Source organism: Corallococcus sp. NCSPR001, assembly GCF_017309135.1.
Classification (GTDB): Bacteria; Myxococcota; Myxococcia; order Myxococcales; family Myxococcaceae; genus Corallococcus.
Window position 1 is genome coordinate 5,513,724 of record NZ_JAFIMS010000002.1, and the last position, 18,363, is coordinate 5,532,086.

Sequence of the window (18,363 nt, forward strand, 5' to 3'; positions counted from 1 at the left end):
CTTCAGCGAGGCCCCCTGCTGCGCGTCACGCTGCTCCAGCGGGACGACCGCGCGTTCATGCTGCTGGTGACGCTGCACCACATCATCTCCGACGGCTGGTCCACCGGGGTGCTCATCCGCGAGGTGGCGGCGCTCTACGAGGCCTTCACGCAGGGACGCGGCTCGCCCCTTGAGCCCCTCCCCTTCCAGTACGTCGACTACGCAGCCTGGCAGCGGCGGTGGATGGAGGGGCCGGCGCTCTATGCGGAGCTCGACCACTGGCGCAAGACGCTCGCCGGCGCGCCGCCGCTGCTGGAGCTTCCCACGGACCGTCCGAGGCCGCCCGTTCGCGCCTACCGCGGCGCCATCCATCCGATGGCCCTGCCCCGGGACCTGTCCGAGCGGGTGAAGGAGCTGGGCCAGTCCGAAGGGGCCACGCCATTCATGGTGCTGCTGACGGCGTTCCAGACGTTGCTGTCGCGCCTCTCCGGCCAGCACGACTTCTGCGTGGGAACGCCGATCGCCGGACGCACGCGCGCGGAGATCGAAGGCCTCATCGGCTTCTTCGTGAACACGCTCGTCCTGCGGGCGAACACCGAGGGAGATCCCACGTTCGTGGACCTGCTGTACCGGGTGCGCGAGGTGACGCTGGCGGCGTACTCCCACCAGGACGTGCCGCTGGACAAGCTCGTCGAGGAGCTGCGGCCCGAGCGAAGCCTGAGCCATCCGCCCCTCTTCCAGGTGGTGTTCGCGCTCCAGGACGCGTCGACGGCCGAGCTGGCGCTCCCCGGGCTCGTCTTCCGTGAGCTGCCCACCGGCAGCCAGGCCTCCAAGTTCGACCTCTCGCTGTCGCTGCGCGACGGGCCGGACGGCTTCGACGGCGTCATCGAATACGACACGGACCTGTTCGACGCCGGCACGATCGACCGGATGGCTGCGCGGCTGCGCGTGCTGCTGGAGGCCATCGTGGCCGCGCCAGAGGATCGGCTCTCCCAGCTGACGCGTGCGCTCGCGACCGACCTCGTCGAGGCCACCGCCCTCCCCGCCCACGACTCCCCGGGCGTGCTCCCGCGCATCCAGGGCTGGGTGGACCGCACGCCCTCCGCGCCCGCGGTCATCGACGCAGAGCACGTCCTCACCTACGCGCAGCTCGACCGTGAAGCCACGCGCCTCGCGCGCGTGCTGCCGCGCCCGTCCCCCGGGAACATCCGTCCCATCGCGGTGCTGATGGAGCGCTCGGCGTCGATGATCGTCGCGCAGCTGGCCATCCTCCGGGCGGGAGGCGTGTTCATGCCGCTCGATCCGACGCTGCCGGACGCGCGCCTCCACACCCTCCTCATGGAGTCCCAGGCCACGACCGTCGTGACCACCCCGGCGCACGCGGCGCGCATTCCGCCGTCGCTGCGGGTGCTCTTCGCGGATGGCACGACGCCCGGCGCCGAAGCCGCGCCGGGAGCCACGGCCCTGCCCGCGGACCCGCCGCCGTCCGCGCCCGCCTACGTCATCTTCACGTCGGGCACGACGGGCGTCCCCAAGGGCATCACCGTCTCCCATGGCGCGCTGGCCCACCTGACGGACTGGCATCAGGTGGACATGCCCGTAGGCCCCGGTGACCGCGCGGCCGTGCTGGCCTCTCCGGCCTTCGACGCGTCAGTGCTGGAGATCTGGCCCAAGCTCGCGTCTGGCGCGGCGCTGGTCATCGTCCCGGAGGCGGTGCGCGCGGATCCCGCCGCGATCGCGCGCTGGCTCGCGGAAGCCGCCATCCAGACGGTGTTCTTCACCACGGCGCTCGGGGAGCTCGTCCTCGGGGAGCAACTCCCGGAGCACCACACCCTGCGCATCATCAGCGTCGGTGGTGATCAGCTGCGCCGGCGTCCGCCCCAGGGGGCACCGTACCGCTTCCTCAACGTGTACGGCCCCACCGAGGTGGCGGTCCTCGCCACCTGTGACGTCGTGGCACCCGAGGGCACCGAGGAGGGACTGCCGACGATTGGCCGCGCGATCTCCGGAGCACGCGTCTACGTCCTGGACGCGTCCCTGCGGCCGGTGCCGGCGGGCGTACCCGGTGAGCTGTTCCTCGCGGGCGGCGGCGTCGCCCAGGGATACCTGAACCGGCCGGACCTGACGGCCGAGCGGTTCCTGCCGGATCCGCATGGCCCCGCCGGAGCGCGCATGTACCGCTCGGGCGACCGCGCCCGCGTGCGGGCCGATGGCCGGTTGGAGTTCCTGGGCCGGCTCGATGGCCAGGTGAAGATCCGCGGCTTCCGCATCGAACTGGGCGAGGTCGAAGCGGTGCTCGGCTCGCATCCCGCGCTGAAGGAGGCGGTCGTCACGGTGCAGGACGTGGCGGGAGACCGCCGGCTCATCGGCTACGTCGTGGGCCGCGAGGCGGTGCCGTCCGCGGCGCGGCTGCGGCACTGGATGCTCGAAAGGCTGCCGGACTACATGGTGCCCGCGGCCTTCGTCGCGATGGACGCGATGCCCGTGTCCACCAGCGGCAAGGTCGAACGCAAGGCCCTGCCCGCCCCGGACGCGCGCGCCTTCGCGAGCGTCGAAGGCGCCGCCCCGCCGCGGACCCCCACGGAGGAGATCCTCGTGGGCCTCTTCTCGCGGCTGCTCGGCGTGGAGACGGTGGGCATCCGCGACAGCTTCTTCGACCTGGGCGGACACTCGCTCCTGGCCACGCAGCTGGTGTCCCGGCTGCGCGGCGCCTTCGGCGTGGAGCTCCCCCTTCGGGAGCTGTTCCAGGCCGCGACGCCGGAGCACCTGGCCACGCGCGTGGAGGCCTTGAAGCGCGAGCAGGGCGCGCCCGGCATCCCGGCGCTCACGCTGATGCCACGAGGGGAACGGCTGCCGCTGTCGTTCGCGCAGCAGCGCCTGTGGTTCCTCGACCGGCTGGAGCCCGGCAGCGCGAACTACACCCTCTCCCAGGCGATGCGGCTGAACGGACCGCTCGACGTGGACGCGCTGGAGTGGAGCCTGTCGGAAGTGGTGCGCCGCCACGAGAGCCTGCGCACCACCTTCGCGATGGAGGAAGGCATGCCCTACCAGGTCATCGCCGGGGACCTCCCGTCCATCCTCGAACGCGTGCGCCTGGACGGCACACCCGAGGAGCGCGAAGCGGCCGCCCTGCGCCGGTGCGCGGAGGAGGTGCGCCGTCCGTTCGACCTGGCGCGCGGCCCGCTCATCCGGGCGGTGCTGATGGAGTGCGCCCCGGACGCGCACGTCCTGATGATGACGATGCACCACATCATCTCCGACGGCTGGTCCGTGGGCGTGTTCGTGCGGGAGATGGCCACCCTCTACGAGGCACGCCGTCGCGAGGAGCCCTCCGTGCTCGCGCCGCTGCCCATCCAGTACGCGGACTACGCGCTCTGGCAGCGTCAGTGGATGGAGGGCGGAGTCCTGGAATCGCAGCTGGCATGGTGGAAGGCCCACCTGGCCGGGGCACCCCGCGCGTTGGAGCTGCCCACGGACCGTCCTCGTCCCCCGGTGCGCACCTCGAACGGCGCGAGCCACCGCATCCGGTGGTCCTCGGAGCTGTCCGCGCGCGTGCGGACCGTGAGCCGAGAGGAAGGGGTCACGCCCTTCATGACGCTGCTCGCGGCCTTCCAGTCCCTGCTCGGCCGGTATGCCGGACAGGACGACGTCAGCGTGGGCTCCCCCATCGCCGGGCGCACGCGCGAGGAGACCGAGCCGCTCATCGGCTTCTTCGTGAACACACTGGTGCTGCGCACGAGCCTCGCCGGTGAGCCCACCTTCCGTGAGCTGCTGGGACGCGTGCGCGACGTCACGCTGGGCGCCTACGCCCACCAGGACGTGCCGTTCGAGAAGGTCGTCGAGACGCTCCACCCGGAGCGGGACCTCAGCCGCACGCCGCTGTTCCAGGTCCTGTTCGCGCTCCAGAACACGGCGCAGCCGACGCTCGCGCTGCCGGGATTGGCGGTGACGCCGCTGGAGCCGGACCTGCCCACCGCGCGCTTCGACCTGAGCCTCACGCTCATGGAAGAGAACGGCGTGCTGACCGGGGCCATGGAGTACAACACCCAGCTGTTCGACCGGCTGACGCTCGAGCGGATGGACGCGCACCTGGTGGCGCTGCTCGAAGGCGTGCTCGCGGATCCGGGGCGGCGGCCCTCTTCCGTGGACCTGCTCTCCGAGTCCGAGCGGCATGAAGTGCTCACGGGCTGGAGCACCACGTCGGTGGCCTTCCCCGACGGCCTCGCGCACGAGCGGTTCGCGCAGTGGGCGGCGCGCGCTCCGGAGGCGACCGCGCTGCTGTTCCAGGATCAGCGAGTGAGCTACCGCGAGCTGGAGCGGCGGTCGAACCAGCTCGCGCACAAGCTGATGACGCTGGGCGTGGGCCCCGAGGTCCGCGTCGCGCTGTGCCTGGAGCGGTCGGTGGAGCTGGTGGTGGGCATCCTCGCGGTGCTCAAGGCAGGCGGTGCATACGTGCCGCTCGACCCGAGCTTCCCGCGCGAGCGGCTGGCGTACATGCTCGAGGACAGCGGGGCCCGGCTGGCGCTGACCCAGCCGCCGCTGGCGAAGGACCTGACCGCGCTGGGTGTGGCGGTGCACGTGCTGGAGCCCGGCGCGCCCCTGTCGCAGGGGATGCCGGAGACAGCTCCCGCTTGCGCCATCCACCCGGACACCCTCGCGTACCTCATCTACACGTCGGGTTCGACGGGCCGGCCCAAGGGCACGCTGCTCACGCATCGCGGCCTGCGCAACACGGCGCTCGCGGCGGTGGAGGCCCATGGCTTCCATCCGGAGAGCCGCGTGCTGCAGTTCGCCCCCATCGGGTTCGACGCGTCCGTGTGTGAGGTGTTCGCCACGCTGCTCGCGGGAGCGACGCTGGTCCTGGCGACTCGCGAGGCCATCCTGCCTGGACCTCCGCTCCACGCGGTGCTGAAGGACCAGGCCGTCACGGCGGTCACGCTGACGCCGTCGGTGCTGGCGCAACTGGAGCCCGAGGGCCTGCCCGCCCTCACCACGATCATCTCCGCCGGCGAGGCCTGCCCGCCCGAGGTGGCCCGCCGCTGGAGCCGTGGCCGGAAGCTGCTCAACGCCTACGGCCCCACGGAGGTGACCATCTGCGCCTCCATCAACGACGCGGTGGACCCGGAGGCGCCCACCATCGGCCGGCCGTTCCCGAACGTGCGGGTATACGTGCTGGACGCGCGCCTGAGGCCCGTCCCCGTGGGCGTGGCCGGTGAGCTGCTCGTGGGCGGACCGGGCATGGCCCGCGGCTACGGCGGACGTCCGGAGCTGACGGCGGAGCGGTTCATCCCGGATCCGTTCGGCCAGGAGCCCGGAGCGCGCCTGTACCGCACGGGCGACGTGGTCCGCTGGCGCGCCAACGGCGAGCTCGAATACCTGGGACGCGCCGACGCCCAGGTGAAGCTGCGCGGCCTGCGCATCGAGCTGGGCGAAGTGGAGTCCGTGCTGCGCGAGCACCCGGCCGTGAAGGACGCCGCCGCGGCCGTGCGCGATGACGCCGGAGCACGCCGATTGGTCGCCTACGTCGTGAGCAGCGGGCAGGACCTCCAGGCCTCGCAGCTGCGCGAGCACCTGGCGCGGCGGCTGCCGCAGTACATGGTCCCCGCGACCTTCGTGGCGCTGGAGTCCCTGCCGCTGTCGTCGAGCGGCAAGCTGGATCGCAAGGCGCTGCCGGCCCCCGACGCGGGCCAACTGGGCACGGCGACGCCATACGAAGCGCCGCGCAACGACATCGAGCGGACCGTCGCGGGCATCTGGCAGGAGGTGCTCAACGTGCCACGCGTGGGCCTGCACGACGGGTTCTTCGACCTGGGCGGCAACTCGCTGTCGCTCGTGCAGATCCACAGCAAGCTCCAGAGCGCGCTGGGCATGCAGCTCCCCCTGGTGGAGCTGTTCCAGCACCAGAGCGTGGCCGCGCTCGCGGCCCACCTGCGCCGCGCCACGGAGGCCGCGCCGCCCGCCACGGAGACCGCCGCCGACGAGGAGCGCTTCGACACGCGGCGCGCCCTGCTCTCGCGGCAACAGGCCCGCCGAAGGGGCCGCGCCGAACCCACCGAGTCCGACCTGGACGGCGAACCCGAGGATTCCCATGAGTGACACCCCCGAGCGCTCCGCATCCCGTCCAGAAGGCGTGGCGATCATCGCCATGGCCGGACGGTTCCCCCAGGCTTCGACGCTCGAGCAGTTCTGGGACAACCTGCGCCGTGGCGTCGAGGCGCGCACGGAGTTCACCGACGTCCAGATGATCGCCGACGGCGCGGACCCGGCACGCATCCACCAGCCCGGCTACGTGCGCGCGGGCTTCGTGCTGGACGACGTGGACCGCTTCGACGCGGGCTTCTTCGACTTCAGCCCGCGCGACGCGGAGGTGCTGGACCCGCAGCACCGCGTCTTCCTGGAGGTCTGCTGGGAGGCGCTGGAGCGCGCGGGCTACGCGACGCGTGCGTTCCGCGGGCTCGTCTCCGTCTTCGGCGGCGCGGGGCCGTCCTCGTACATGTACAGCAACCTGCTGTCCCGCCCGGACGTCCTCCAGGCGATGGGCACGTTCCAGGTCACGCTGAGCAACGACAAGGACTTCCTGCCGCCGCGCGTCTCCCACAAGCTGGGGCTGCGCGGCGCGAGCATCGCGGTGCAGACAGCGTGCTCGTCCTCGCTGGTCGCGGTCCACCTCGCGTGTCAGAGCCTGCTGACGGGTGAATCCGACGTGGCCCTGGCGGGTGGCGTCTCCATCGCCACGCCCCAGCGCACCGGCTACCCCTATCAGGAAGGCGGCGTCGTCTCGCCGGACGGGCACTGCCGCACCTTCGACGCGCGAGCCGCTGGCACCGTGCGGGGCTCGGGTGCGGGCGTCGTCGTGCTCAAGCGCGTGGCGGACGCACTGGCGGACGGCGACACCATCCTGGCCGTCATCCGGGGCTCCGCCATCAACAACGACGGCGAGGCGCGGCTGGGCTACACCGCCCCCAGCGTCGAGGGACAATCCGCCGTCATCGCCGAGGCCCTGGGCCTGGCGGACGTGCCCGCGGAGACGGTGACCTACGTGGAGGCGCACGGGACGGCCACGCCCCTGGGCGATCCCATTGAAGTCACCGCGCTCGCCAAGGCCTTCCGCTCAAGGCTCAAGCCCGGTGCCACGGCGCGGTGCGCGCTCGGCTCGGTGAAGACCAACATCGGGCACCTGGACGCCGCCGCCGGCATCGCCGGGCTCATCAAGACGGTGCTCGCCCTCCAGCATCGCGAGCTGCCGCCCAGCCTCCACTCGGAGACGCCCAACCCCCGGCTCGACCTGGCGAACAGCCCGTTCTTCATCAACGGGACGCTGCGCCCCTGGTCGTCGGATGGTGCGCCCCTGCGCGCGGGCGTGAGCTCGTTCGGCATCGGCGGGACGAACGCGCACGTCATCCTCGAAGAGGCGCCTCCCCGGGAGCCGGCGAAGGCACCCGGCCGCGCCTGGCAACTGCTGCCCCTGTCCGCGCGCACCGCTCCGGCCCTGGAGGCCGCCACGAACAACCTCCGGGCCTGGCTGGAACAGCACCCGGAAGCGGAGCTGTCCCAGGTAGCCCACACCCTCCAGGTGGGACGCCAGCGGTTCGAGCACCGCCGCGTGCTGCTCTGCCGCGACACGAACGACGCGCTCACCGTGCTGGGCGCGCAGGGCCCGGAGACCGCGCAGCGCCTGAGGACGGAGGTCCAGGAGGCCTCCACGCGTCCTGTCGTGTTCCTCTTCCCCGGACAGGGCAGCCAGTACGTGGGCATGGGCCGGGAGCTGCACGCCTCGGAGCCCGTCTTCCGCAAGCACGTGGATGACTGCTGCAACCGCCTGAAGCCCCTGCTCGGCTTCGACCTGCGCGAGGTGCTGTTCCCGCCCCAGGGAGCGGACATCGCGGCGGCGGAGGCCCGGCTCACCCGGACCGAGGTCACCCAGCCCGCGCTCTTCGTCATCGAATACGCGCTGGCGAAGCTGTGGGGTTCGCTGGGCGTGACGCCCCAGGGAATGCTCGGTCACAGCGTGGGCGAGTACGTCGCCGCGTGCCTCGCGGGGGTGCTGTCGCTGGAGGACGCGCTCGCGCTGGTGACGGCGCGCGGTCAGTTGATGCAGTCGCTCCCCGAGGGCGCGATGGTGTCCGTCGCGCTACCGGAGGCCGAGCTGCGGCCCCTGCTGGGCCCGGCGCTCTTCATCGCCGCGGTCAACGCGCCCTCGCTCTGCGTGGCCTCGGGGCCCACGGAGATGGTGGAGGCGCTGGAGGCGGTGCTCACCCGGCGCAAGGTCGCCTTCCGCCGGCTGCACACGTCGCACGCCTTCCACTCGGCGATGATGGATCCCATCCTCGACGCGTTCGCAGCGAAGGTGCGCGGCGTGAAGCTGTCACGGCCGAGCAGGCCGTTCGTCTCGAACCTGACCGGCACGTGGATCACCGAGAAGGAGGCCACGGATCCGGGCTACTGGGTGGAGCACCTGCGCCAGGGCGTGCGCTTCTCGGACGGAGTGCAGCGGCTGCTCGAGGATCCGTCGAACGTGTTCCTGGAGGTCGGCCCGGGCACCACGCTCGGCGCGCTGGTGCGGCAGGCGTCGCGGCCCCAGGGGCAGCCACCGCTCACGCTCCTGTCCACCCTGCGCCACCCGCGTGAAACGGTCTCCGACCGGGAGCGCTTCCTGGAGACCGTGGGCCGGCTGTGGATCGCCGGGGCCACGTTGGAGTTGAACGGGCTCCAGCCCGCGGACCACCGCCGCCGGCTCCCCCTTGCCACCTACCCCTTCCAACGGGAGCGCTACTGGATCGACGCGCGTCCCGCCAGCGCACCGGCGCTCGCACGCGCGGCATCCCCGGGGCTCGCGCGCAAGGAAGGCACGCTGGCCGACTGGTTCTATGTCCCGGGCTGGAAGCAGACGGCCCCGCCCGTTCCACGCACGTCCTCCGCGCGCTGGCTGGTGTTCCTCGACGACAGCCTGGGACCGGCGCTCGCGGATCAACTGGAGGCCGCGAGCGAGGACGTCGTCCGGGTCGCGACGGCGGACGCCTTCAGCCGCCAGGGCCCCCGGCGCTTCACCCTGCCGTCTGGACAGCCGGAGGCCTATGCGCGGCTGCTCGCGGAGATGGACGCCGAAGGCTGGAAGCCTGAACGAATCCTCCACCTGGGGAACGTGCGCGCTGAGGGCACGGCCCTGGACGAAGCGGTGCGCGGGTTCCACGACCTGCTCCACCTGACGCAGGCGCTGCACGCGAGAGGGACGGCGGACGCAGTCGAGTTGAGCGTCATCACCGCGGGAGCCCAGGACGTCACGGGCGCTGAGTCCCTGCGGCCTGAGAGCGCGCTCCTGGTGGGCGCGTGCCGCGTCCTGCCGCAGGAGCACTTCCCGGCGCTGCGCGTGCGCACCATCGACCTCGACCCCACGGAACTGGGGACCGCACGGCTCGCGAAGCATCTGACCCAGGAGCTGCGGGCGGAAGCCACCGAGCCAGTCATCGCGTACCGCAAGGGCCGCCGCTGGACGGAGACCTACGAGCGCGCGCGCCCGCCGGACCCCGGCACGGGCCTGCTGCGCGAGCGGGGCGTGTACCTCCTCACGGGCGGACTCGGACGCATTGGCATGGCGCTGGCCGAGGAGCTCGCCACAGCGTTCCAGGCCCGGCTGGTGCTCGTGGGCAGGTCCGCGTTCCCCGCGCGCGAGGAATGGGACGCGTGGCTCGAAGCCCACGCCGCGGAAGACACCACGTCCCAGCGCATCCGCCGCCTGCGCGAACTGGAACGCCGGGGCGCCGAACTCCTGGTGCTCCGCGCGGACGTCAGCGACGAGAAGGACCTGGCGCGGGTGCTCGCGCGAACCGAGACCCGCTTCGGCGCGCTCCATGGCGTCATCCACTCGGCGGGCAGCCTGGGCGCCAGCGCCCATGTGCCCACGCTCGAAGCCAACGAGGAGCGGCACGCGGAGCAGTTCACGGCGAAGGTGCGGGGCACGCGGCTCCTGGAGCAGGCGCTGCGAGGCCGGCCGCTGGACTTCGTGCTGTTGCAGTCATCCCTGGCGGCGGTGCTGGGCGGCATCGGGTTCGCGGCCTATTCGGCGGCCAACCTTTTCCTGGACGCCTTCGCCGCGCGCCAGGCACGCAATGAAGACACGCCGTGGTTCAGCGTGGACTGGGACGGCTGGAGCGAGGAGGACGCACTCGAGCCTGAACGGATGGCGCTCACGCTCGCGGAGGGAGTCGCAGCGTTCCGCCGCGTGCTGGCGGGAGACGTCCGCCGCTGGGTCGTGTCGACGGGAGACCTCGCCGCGCGCAGGGCCACGTGGATCCAACCAGCGGCGGCGAAGCGGGAGCTGACGGGCGCGGCCTCGCACGCGCGGCCTGAGCTGCCCACCGGCTACGTGGCGCCGCGCGACACGCTGGAGAAGGAACTGGCGGACGTGTGGCAGGACCTCCTCGGCGTGACGCCGGTGGGGATCCACGACAGCTTCTTCGAACTCGGCGGTCACTCGCTCCTGGGCACGCAGTTGCTGTCCCGCTTGCGAGAGACGTACCGGGTCGAGCTGCCCATCCGGACGCTGTTCGAAACGCCCACGGTGGCGGGGCTCGCCCAGGCCATCACCGCGAGCCGCGGCACGGCGGAGCCCACCCATCCGGCCGCTGCGGCCGAAGCCCCCATCGCGGCCACCGGTCCCACGAAGGCCCCGCTGTCCTTCGCCCAGCAGCGCCTCTGGTTCTGGGAGCGCCTGGAGCCGGGCACCTCGGTCTACTCCATCCACACCGCGCTCCAATGCGACGGGGACCTGGACGTGAGCGCCCTGGTGCGCAGCCTCCAGGCGCTGGTGGCCCGCCACGAATCCCTCCGGACCACGTTCGTGGAGGACGGCGATCAGGTCTTCCAGGTCATCGCGCCCCGGCTGGACCTGGAGGTGCCCATCACCGACTTGCGCGACCTGCCGGAGTCCGCGCGGGCGCAGGAAGCCCGCCGCGTCGCCGAGGCGGAGGGGCACCGCCCCTTCGACCTGGAGCGGGGGCCGCTCATCCGCGCCGGGCTCATCAAGCTGGGCGCGCGACAGCACGTCGTCACCCTGACCGTGCATCACAGCGTGTTCGACGCCTGGTCGCTGGGCCTCGTCATCGGAGAGCTGGCGGAGTTCTACGCGTCCTTCGCGGAAGGCCGGCGGCCCCGGCTGCCCGAGCTGACCCGGAGCTACGCGGACTTCGCTCGCTGGCAGCGCGAGCGGCTCCAGGGTGAGGTGCTGGAGGCGGAGCTGACGCACTGGCGCGGCCAGTTGGCCGGAGCCCCTCCGGCGCTGGAGCTGCCCACGGACCGTCCCCGTCCGGCGACCCCGTCCTATGACGGCACGAGCCAGCCGCTGGACCTGCCCCGGGAGCTCACGGACGGCCTGAAGGAGCTGAGCCGCCGTGAAGGCGCCACGCTGTTCATGGTGCTGCTCGCGGGCTTCCAGGCGGTCCTTGCCCGGCACTCGGGCCAGGACGACGTCGTGGTGGGAACGCCCATCGCGGGACGCAACCGCAAGGAGCTCGAGGGCACCGTCGGCTTCTTCATCAACACGCTCGCGCTGCGCACGCGCCTGTCGGGCAACCCGACGTTCCGAGAACTGGTGGGACGCGTGCGCGAGGTGACGCTGGCCGCGTACGCGCACCAGGACATCCCCTTCGACAAGCTGGTGGAGGCGCTGGCGCCGCCGCGGGACCGCAGCCGGTCGCCGCTGTTCCAGGTGCTGCTCATCCTGCAGAACGCGCCGGTGCCCGAGCTGGCCCTGCCCGGAGGCCTGACGCTGCGCTCGCTCGCGGGAGCGGAGGAGGCGGCCCGCTTCGACTTGAGCCTCTCCTTCATGGAGACCCCCGACGTCCTGCGAGGCACGCTGCGCTACGCGACGGCGCTGTTCGACGCCGCCACCGCGCGCCGCCTGCTGGAGCACCTGCGCGTGTTCCTGGAGGCCGTGGTCGCGAAGCCCGATCAGCGCGTGGACGGAGTGCCCCTGCTGTCCACGGACGAGCGCCGCGAGCTCCAGCGTCTGGAGTCGGGCGTGCGCGAGCCGCCCACGCCCCAATCCATCCTCGAGCGCTTCCACGGCCACGTGCAGCGCGCACCGGCATCGCTCGCCGCCCTCATGGGCGCACGCACCGTGAGCTACGCGGACCTCGCGCGCGAAGCCCGCCGCATGGCCGCCGAGCTGGCGCGGCTCGGAGTCCGCCGGGGGACGCCGGTCGCCGTCTTCCTCCCCCGCTCGCCCGAACTGCTCTCCACCCTGCTGGGAGTGTTCGAAGCGGGCGGCGCCTACGTGCCGCTCGACCCGGGCTATCCGGCGGAGCGCATCGCGTACATGCTCGACGATGCGAGCCCCCGCGTTGTCGTCACGGACGGGCCTCGGTGCGAGCAGCTTCCGGAAGCATGGCGGCGGCACGCGGTGCGCATCGAGAGCATCGCCAGCGCGTCCATCGAAGGCTTCCAGCCGGTCCCGGTCCAGGGCGATGACATCTCGCACCTGGTCTACACGTCCGGCTCCACCGGCAGACCCAAGGGCATCATCTGCCACCACGCCGGCATCCTGAACTACGTGGGCTATCTGGAGCGCACGTACAGACCGGGCCCGGGGGATGTCGCCCTGCAACTGGCGTCGGCCTCGTTCGACGCCTCACTGCGCGACATGCTGGCGCCGGTGTTGATGGGCGTCCCCGTCGTGTTCGCCGAGGGCGAGCGTGGGCGCGACCCTGAGGAACTCCTCGCCACCATCGAGCACCACCGGGTGACGCTGCTGCCCAGCGTGGTGCCCAGCCTGCTGCGCCTCTTGCTGGCGGCGGCGGACACGCGCCCTCGCGACCTGCGCACGGTGCGGGTCATCCTCTGCAGTGGTGAGCGGCTCCTCGCCACGGACGTCGAGCGGGCCCGCGCTGTCTTTGGCCCGGACGTGGGAATCGTCAACCAGTACGGCCCCACCGAGTGCACGCTGACGAGCACGTTCCACCGGGCGACGCCCCAGGACGTCACGAGCGTGGTGCCCGCCGGGCGGCCCATCGACAACGCGGAGGTGTTGCTGCTCGACGCGTCGGGCGAGCGCGTGCCCACGGGCGTCGTCGGCCACATCCACATCGGCGGCAAGGGCGTGACGCACGGGTTCCTCGGGAGGCCGGACCTCACCGCGGAGCGCTTCGTCCCCCACCCGGGCCCAGACCGGATGGGCGCGAGGCTCTACGCCACGGGCGACTACGGCCGCTGGCGCGCGGACGGCATGCTGGAGTTCGTCGGCCGGCGTGACGACCAGGTGAAGGTGCGCGGCAACCGCGTGGAGCTGGGAGAGATTGAATCCACGCTGACGCGCCACCCCGGCGTGCGCGCGGCCGTGGTGCTCGCGATCTCCGAACCGGACGGCGGCGCGAGGCTCGTGGCCTGCGTCGTCCCCAGCGACGTGGGGGCGCCCGGCGACAACGACCTGACCGCGTTCCTCGCGGCCCGTCTGCCGGAGCCCATGCTCCCGTCCGCCTTCATCAGCGTGGACGCCCTGCCCCGCACGCCCAACGGCAAGGTGGACCGCGCGGCGCTCATGCCCGCGGCGACTGAGGCCCGGCGGCGCGGAGGTGCCGGCGGCGATCAACCTGTCGTGGCGCCGAGGACACCGACGCAAGAGATCCTCGCCGGACTCTTCGCGCGGCTCCTGTCGGTGGAGCGCGTGAGCATCCAGGACAGCTTCTTCGACCTGGGCGGCCACTCACTGCTCGCGACCCAGGCCGTGTCGCGCATCCGCGCGGCCCTGGGCGTGGAATTGCCCCTGCGCGAGCTGTTCGCGCACCCGACCGTGGAGGCCCTGGCCGAGCGCATCGACGAGCGCCTCCAGCGCCAGGGCACGGGCGTGGACCGGCCGGCCATCGTCCCCGTCCCGCGTGGACAGGCGCTGCCGCTGTCCTTCGCGCAGAAGCGCCTGTGGGTGGTGGACCGGATGCGGCCCGGCAACGCGGCCTACAACATCTCCGGCGCCATCCGGGTGGAGGGCGAGCTGGACGCGGACGTGCTCGAGCGCAGCATCGCGGAGATCGTCCGCCGCCACGAGAGCCTGCGCACGAGCTTCGATCTCGTGGACGGCGAACCCGTGCAGCGCATCACCGCGGAGCTGGAGGTCCCGCTGGGACGCGTGGACCTGTCGGACGTCCCCCGGCCGGAGCAGGACGCGGTGGTCCTTCGCTACGTCAGCGATGAAGCGGGCGGCTCGTTCGATCTGGCCCGGGCACCGCTCTTGCGCGTGTCCCTGCTGCGGCTGTCCGCGCGGGAGCACGTGCTCGTCTTCGTGATGCACCACATCATCTCCGACGGCTGGTCGCGGGGCATCCTCGTCCGGGACCTCATGGCGCTCTACGTCGCCTTCGTCGCGGATCAGCCCTCGCCCCTGCCGCCGCCGGTGCTCCAGTACGCGGACTTCGCCAGCTGGCAGCGCGGCTGGCTGAAGGGTGAAGTGCTGGAGGCCCAGCTCGACTACTGGCGGCGGCAGCTCGCGGACGTGCCGCCGGTGCTGGCGCTGCCCACGGACCGCCCGCGCCCGCTGACGCAGAGCCTGCGAGGCGCCCACCACCGCGCCACGCTGCCGCCCGCGCTCGTCGAAGCGCTGAAGGGCCTCAGCCGCGCGGAGGGCGCCACGCTGTTCATGACGCTCATGGCCGGCTTCCAGGCCCTGCTCGCGCGCTACACGGGCCAGGAGGACCTCACCGTGGGCACCGATGTGGCCGGCCGCAACCACGCGGACATGGAAGGCCTCATCGGCTTCTTCGTGAACCAGTTGGTGATTCGCGGACGCCTGGGCGGAGACCCGGCCTTCCGCGAGCTCATCCGCCGCGTGCGCGAAGCCTCGCTGGAGGCGTACGCGCACCAGGACCTGCCATTCGAGGAACTCGTCCGCGCGCTGAACCCGGAGCGCAGCCTGGGCCACACGCCGCTGTTCCAGGTGAAGCTGGCGCTCCAGAACCAGCCGCTCACGGAGCTGAAGCTGCCGGGCCTGACGCTGGGGGGCGTGGCGTTCGAGAACGCCTCCTCCAAGTTTGACCTCACCCTGGTGCTGGAGGAGTTCCAGGGCAGCCTCGTCGGCGTGTGGGAATACAGCACGGACCTCTTCGACGCGGCGACCATCGCCCGCATGGCGGAGGCCTACCAGCGCGTGCTGGAAGCAGCGGTCGCGGCACCGGAGACGCGGCTGGCCACCCTGCCCGTGCTCGCGGACGCGGAGCGCCACCAACTGCTCGTCGAATGGAACGCCACGGACGCGGAGCTGCCCGCGGACCTGCGCGTGCACGCGCTCATCGAAGCGCAGGCGCGCCGCACGCCGCATGCGCTGGCGGTGTCCCTCCAGGGACAGGCGTTGACGTACGCGGAGCTCGACCGGCGCGCAAACCAGCTCGCGCGCCATCTGCGAGGCCTGGGCGTGGGCCCCGAGGTGCGCGTCGGCGTCTGCATGGAGCGGGCGCTGGAGCTGGTGGTGGCGCTGCTCGGAGTGCTGAAGGCAGGCGGCGGCTTCGTCCCGCTCGATCCCGGCTACCCCACCGAACGGCTCTCCCTGCTGCTCCAGGAGTCGGCGGTCTCCGTCCTGCTCACGCAGGCCGCGGTGCTGGATGAGCTCCCCCTGCGCTCCGAGCTGCCGGTGTGTCTGGACACGGAGTGGGCGGGCATCGCGCGCCATCCGAACACGCCGTCGGACGTCGCCGTGGCCCCCGGGGCGCTGGCCTACGTCATCTTCACCTCGGGCTCGACGGGGAAACCCAAGGGCGTCCTGCTCACCCACCAGGGCCTGTGCAACACGGCCCTGGCCCAGGCGGCCGCGTTCGACATCACGTCCGGCAGCCGGGTGCTCCAGGCCGCGGCGCTCGGCTTCGACGCCTCCGTCTCCGAGGTCTTCGCCACGCTCGTGGGCGGCGGCTGCATCCACCTGGCCCCGCGCGACGCGCTGATGCCGGGGGCACCGCTGCGCAATCTGATCCAGCGCGAGGGCATCACCACCGTGACGCTCACGCCGCCGGTGCTGGCGCAACTGGACCCGGCCGGACTGGAAGCGCTGCGGGTGGTCATCTCCGCGGGCGATGCGTGCACGCCGGAGATCGCCGCGCGGTGGAAGCCGGGACGGCGCCTGCTCAACGCCTACGGGCCCACCGAGGTGACGGTGTGCGCGAGCATCAGCCCTGACGTGAACATCGAGCGGCCGAGCATCGGCCGTCCGCTGCCGAACGTGCGGGTGTACGTGCTCGGCGCCCGCCTCCACCCCGTCCCCCGGGGCAGCACGGGCGAGCTGTACGTCGCGGGCGCGGGTCTGGCGCGCGGCTATCTGGAGCGTCCGGACCTCACGGCCGAGCGCTTCGTTCCCTCCCCCTTCTCGACCACGCCCGGAGCCCGGCTGTACCGCACGGGAGACCTCGTGCGCGTGCTCGCGTCCGGAGAGCTGGAGTTCGTGGGGCGCGCGGATGATCAGGTGAAGGTCCGTGGCTTCCGCGTCGAGCCGAGGGAGATTGAAGCCGTGCTCGCCCAGGCCCCCGGCGTGAACGAGGCCTGCGTCGTCGCCCGTCCCGATCCGTCGGGAGGCAAGCGGCTCGTGGCCTACTTCGTCACGCAGGACGATGGCACGGCCGCCATCGATTCCCTGCGTGCGTTCATGAAGGGCCGGCTCCCGGACTACATGGTGCCGTCCGCGTGGGTCCCCCTCGCGGCACTGCCGCTCACGCCCCACGGCAAGCTGGACGTCAAGGCGCTCCCGGAGCCTGAAGCGGTCAGCGGAGAGCGCAGGACGCGTCAGCGCACTCCGCCCCGCACGCCGACCGAGGAACTCATCGCTGGAGTGTGGAGCGACGTCCTCCAGGGCGCGCCCCTGGGCGTGGACGACGACTTCTTCGAACTGGGAGGCCACTCCCTCATGGCCACCCAGGCTGCCACGCGCATGAGCGGCATCTTCGGCCTGGAGCTGTCGCTGACGGACTTCTTCGCGAAGCCGACCATCGCGACCCTCGCCGCGCACATCGATTCACTCCGAGGCACGGCAGGGCCGAGCCTCCCGCCCATCACGCCCACGGCCGCGTGCGAGCTGCTGCCCCTGTCGACGCGGCAGCAGGTGTACTGGTCGGATCCCGCGAAGGGCCCCGAGGACCTCGCGCACTCCACTCCGACGGTGTTCCGGCTGGAAGGCCCGCTCGACGCTGGCGCCCTGGGCGAAGCGCTCGATGCGCTCATCCGGCGCCATGAAATCCTCCGGACGTCCTTCCCCCGCATTGACGGCATCCCCATGCAGCGCATCGCTCCGCACGGAGACGCGCGGCTCCAGGTCACCGACCTGGGCGAGCTGCCAGCGCCCGCGCGCGAGTCCGAGGCGTCGCGGAGGATCGACGAGGAGCTGCGCCTGCCGTTCGACGTGGAGCGGGGCCCCGTGTTCCGGGCCCGGCTCTACCGCCTGGAGGCGGAGCAGCACCTGCTCTTCATCAACCAGCACCACGCCATCACGGACTACGTGTCCACGGCCCTGCTGCTCGGGGAGCTGGCGGAGCTCTACGCCACGCGCCGTCAGGGCCTGCCCTCACGGCTCCCCGAGCCCGCGTTGCAGTACCGGGACTTCACCCGCTGGGAGCACGCCTGGCTCCACGACGGAGCCCTGGAGTCCCTGCGCGCGTACTGGAGCCGCAAGCTCGCGGGACCGCTCCCCGCGCTGGCGCTCCCCTACCGTCCGGCACGCACGGGTGACGAAGCTCGCGGGAGCGCCGCCCATCCCTTCCAGCTCACGCCCGAACAGGCCAGGGCCTTGCGCGCGCTCTGCCGCAAGGAAGGCGTCACGCCGTTCATGTTGTTGCTCGCCGTCTTCCAGGTGCTCCTCGCGAGGGACGCGGATCAGGAGGACGTCTGCGTCGGCTTCTCGCACGCGAACCGCCCGCGTCCGGAGCTGGAGAAACTGCCGGGCATGTTCGCGGGCTACCTGGTGGTCCGCACGGACCTGACGGGAGACCCCGGCTTCGTGGACGTCCTGCGACGGGTCCGGAGCACGTACCTGGAGGCGTTCCATCACCAGGGGCTTCCCCACGCCGAACTGGCGGCGAGGATGCCTCCGCCCTGGCAGGTCGGCTTCTCCTTCACCGCCATGGAGCCGCACCGCCCCGCCCCCGTGGCGGACCTGACGGTCTCCGTGCTGCCGCTCCAGCGCGAGCAGTCGCTGACGGACCTGAAGCTCAACGTCGTCGAGGACGCGGCGGGCCTGGGAGGTACGTTCGAATACCGGGCCCACCTGTTCGACCGGGAGCGCATCGCGGCGATGGCGGAGGACTTCCAGACACTGCTCGACGCCATCACCCAGACGCCCACGCGGCGCCTGAGCGAGCTCCCCCGGCGAGGACCGGCCCCCGTGCTCGCCCTGCCCGGTGACGACACGCCGTAAGGGGTGCGGCA

At 72.2% G+C, this 18,363-nt stretch carries 2 protein-coding genes (1 of these 2 cut by a window edge); both read left to right on the plus strand.

Annotated features, from left to right (window positions below):
- Window positions 1–6,075, plus strand: partial view of a non-ribosomal peptide synthase/polyketide synthase gene (locus tag JYJ93_RS24225; protein ID WP_206795071.1) — the end only. It extends 11,925 nt beyond the left edge of the window; the window shows 6,075 of its 18,000 coding nt (coding positions 11,926–18,000); the start codon falls outside the window, past its left edge; the stop codon is at window positions 6,073–6,075.
- The gene (locus JYJ93_RS24230) at window positions 6,068–18,352 is read left to right on the plus strand and encodes a non-ribosomal peptide synthetase/type I polyketide synthase (RefSeq protein WP_206795073.1); all 12,285 of its coding nucleotides are present in this window, start codon (window positions 6,068–6,070) and stop codon (window positions 18,350–18,352) included. The genes JYJ93_RS24225 and JYJ93_RS24230 overlap by 8 nt, the downstream gene beginning before the upstream one ends.
- The last annotated feature ends 11 nt before the right edge of the window (window positions 18,353–18,363 follow it).

Coding starts and splice junctions, on each gene's coding strand:
- JYJ93_RS24230 (WP_206795073.1), top strand. CDS start 6,068: ATGAGTGACACCCCCGAGCGCTCCGCATCCCGTCCAGAAGGCGTGGCG.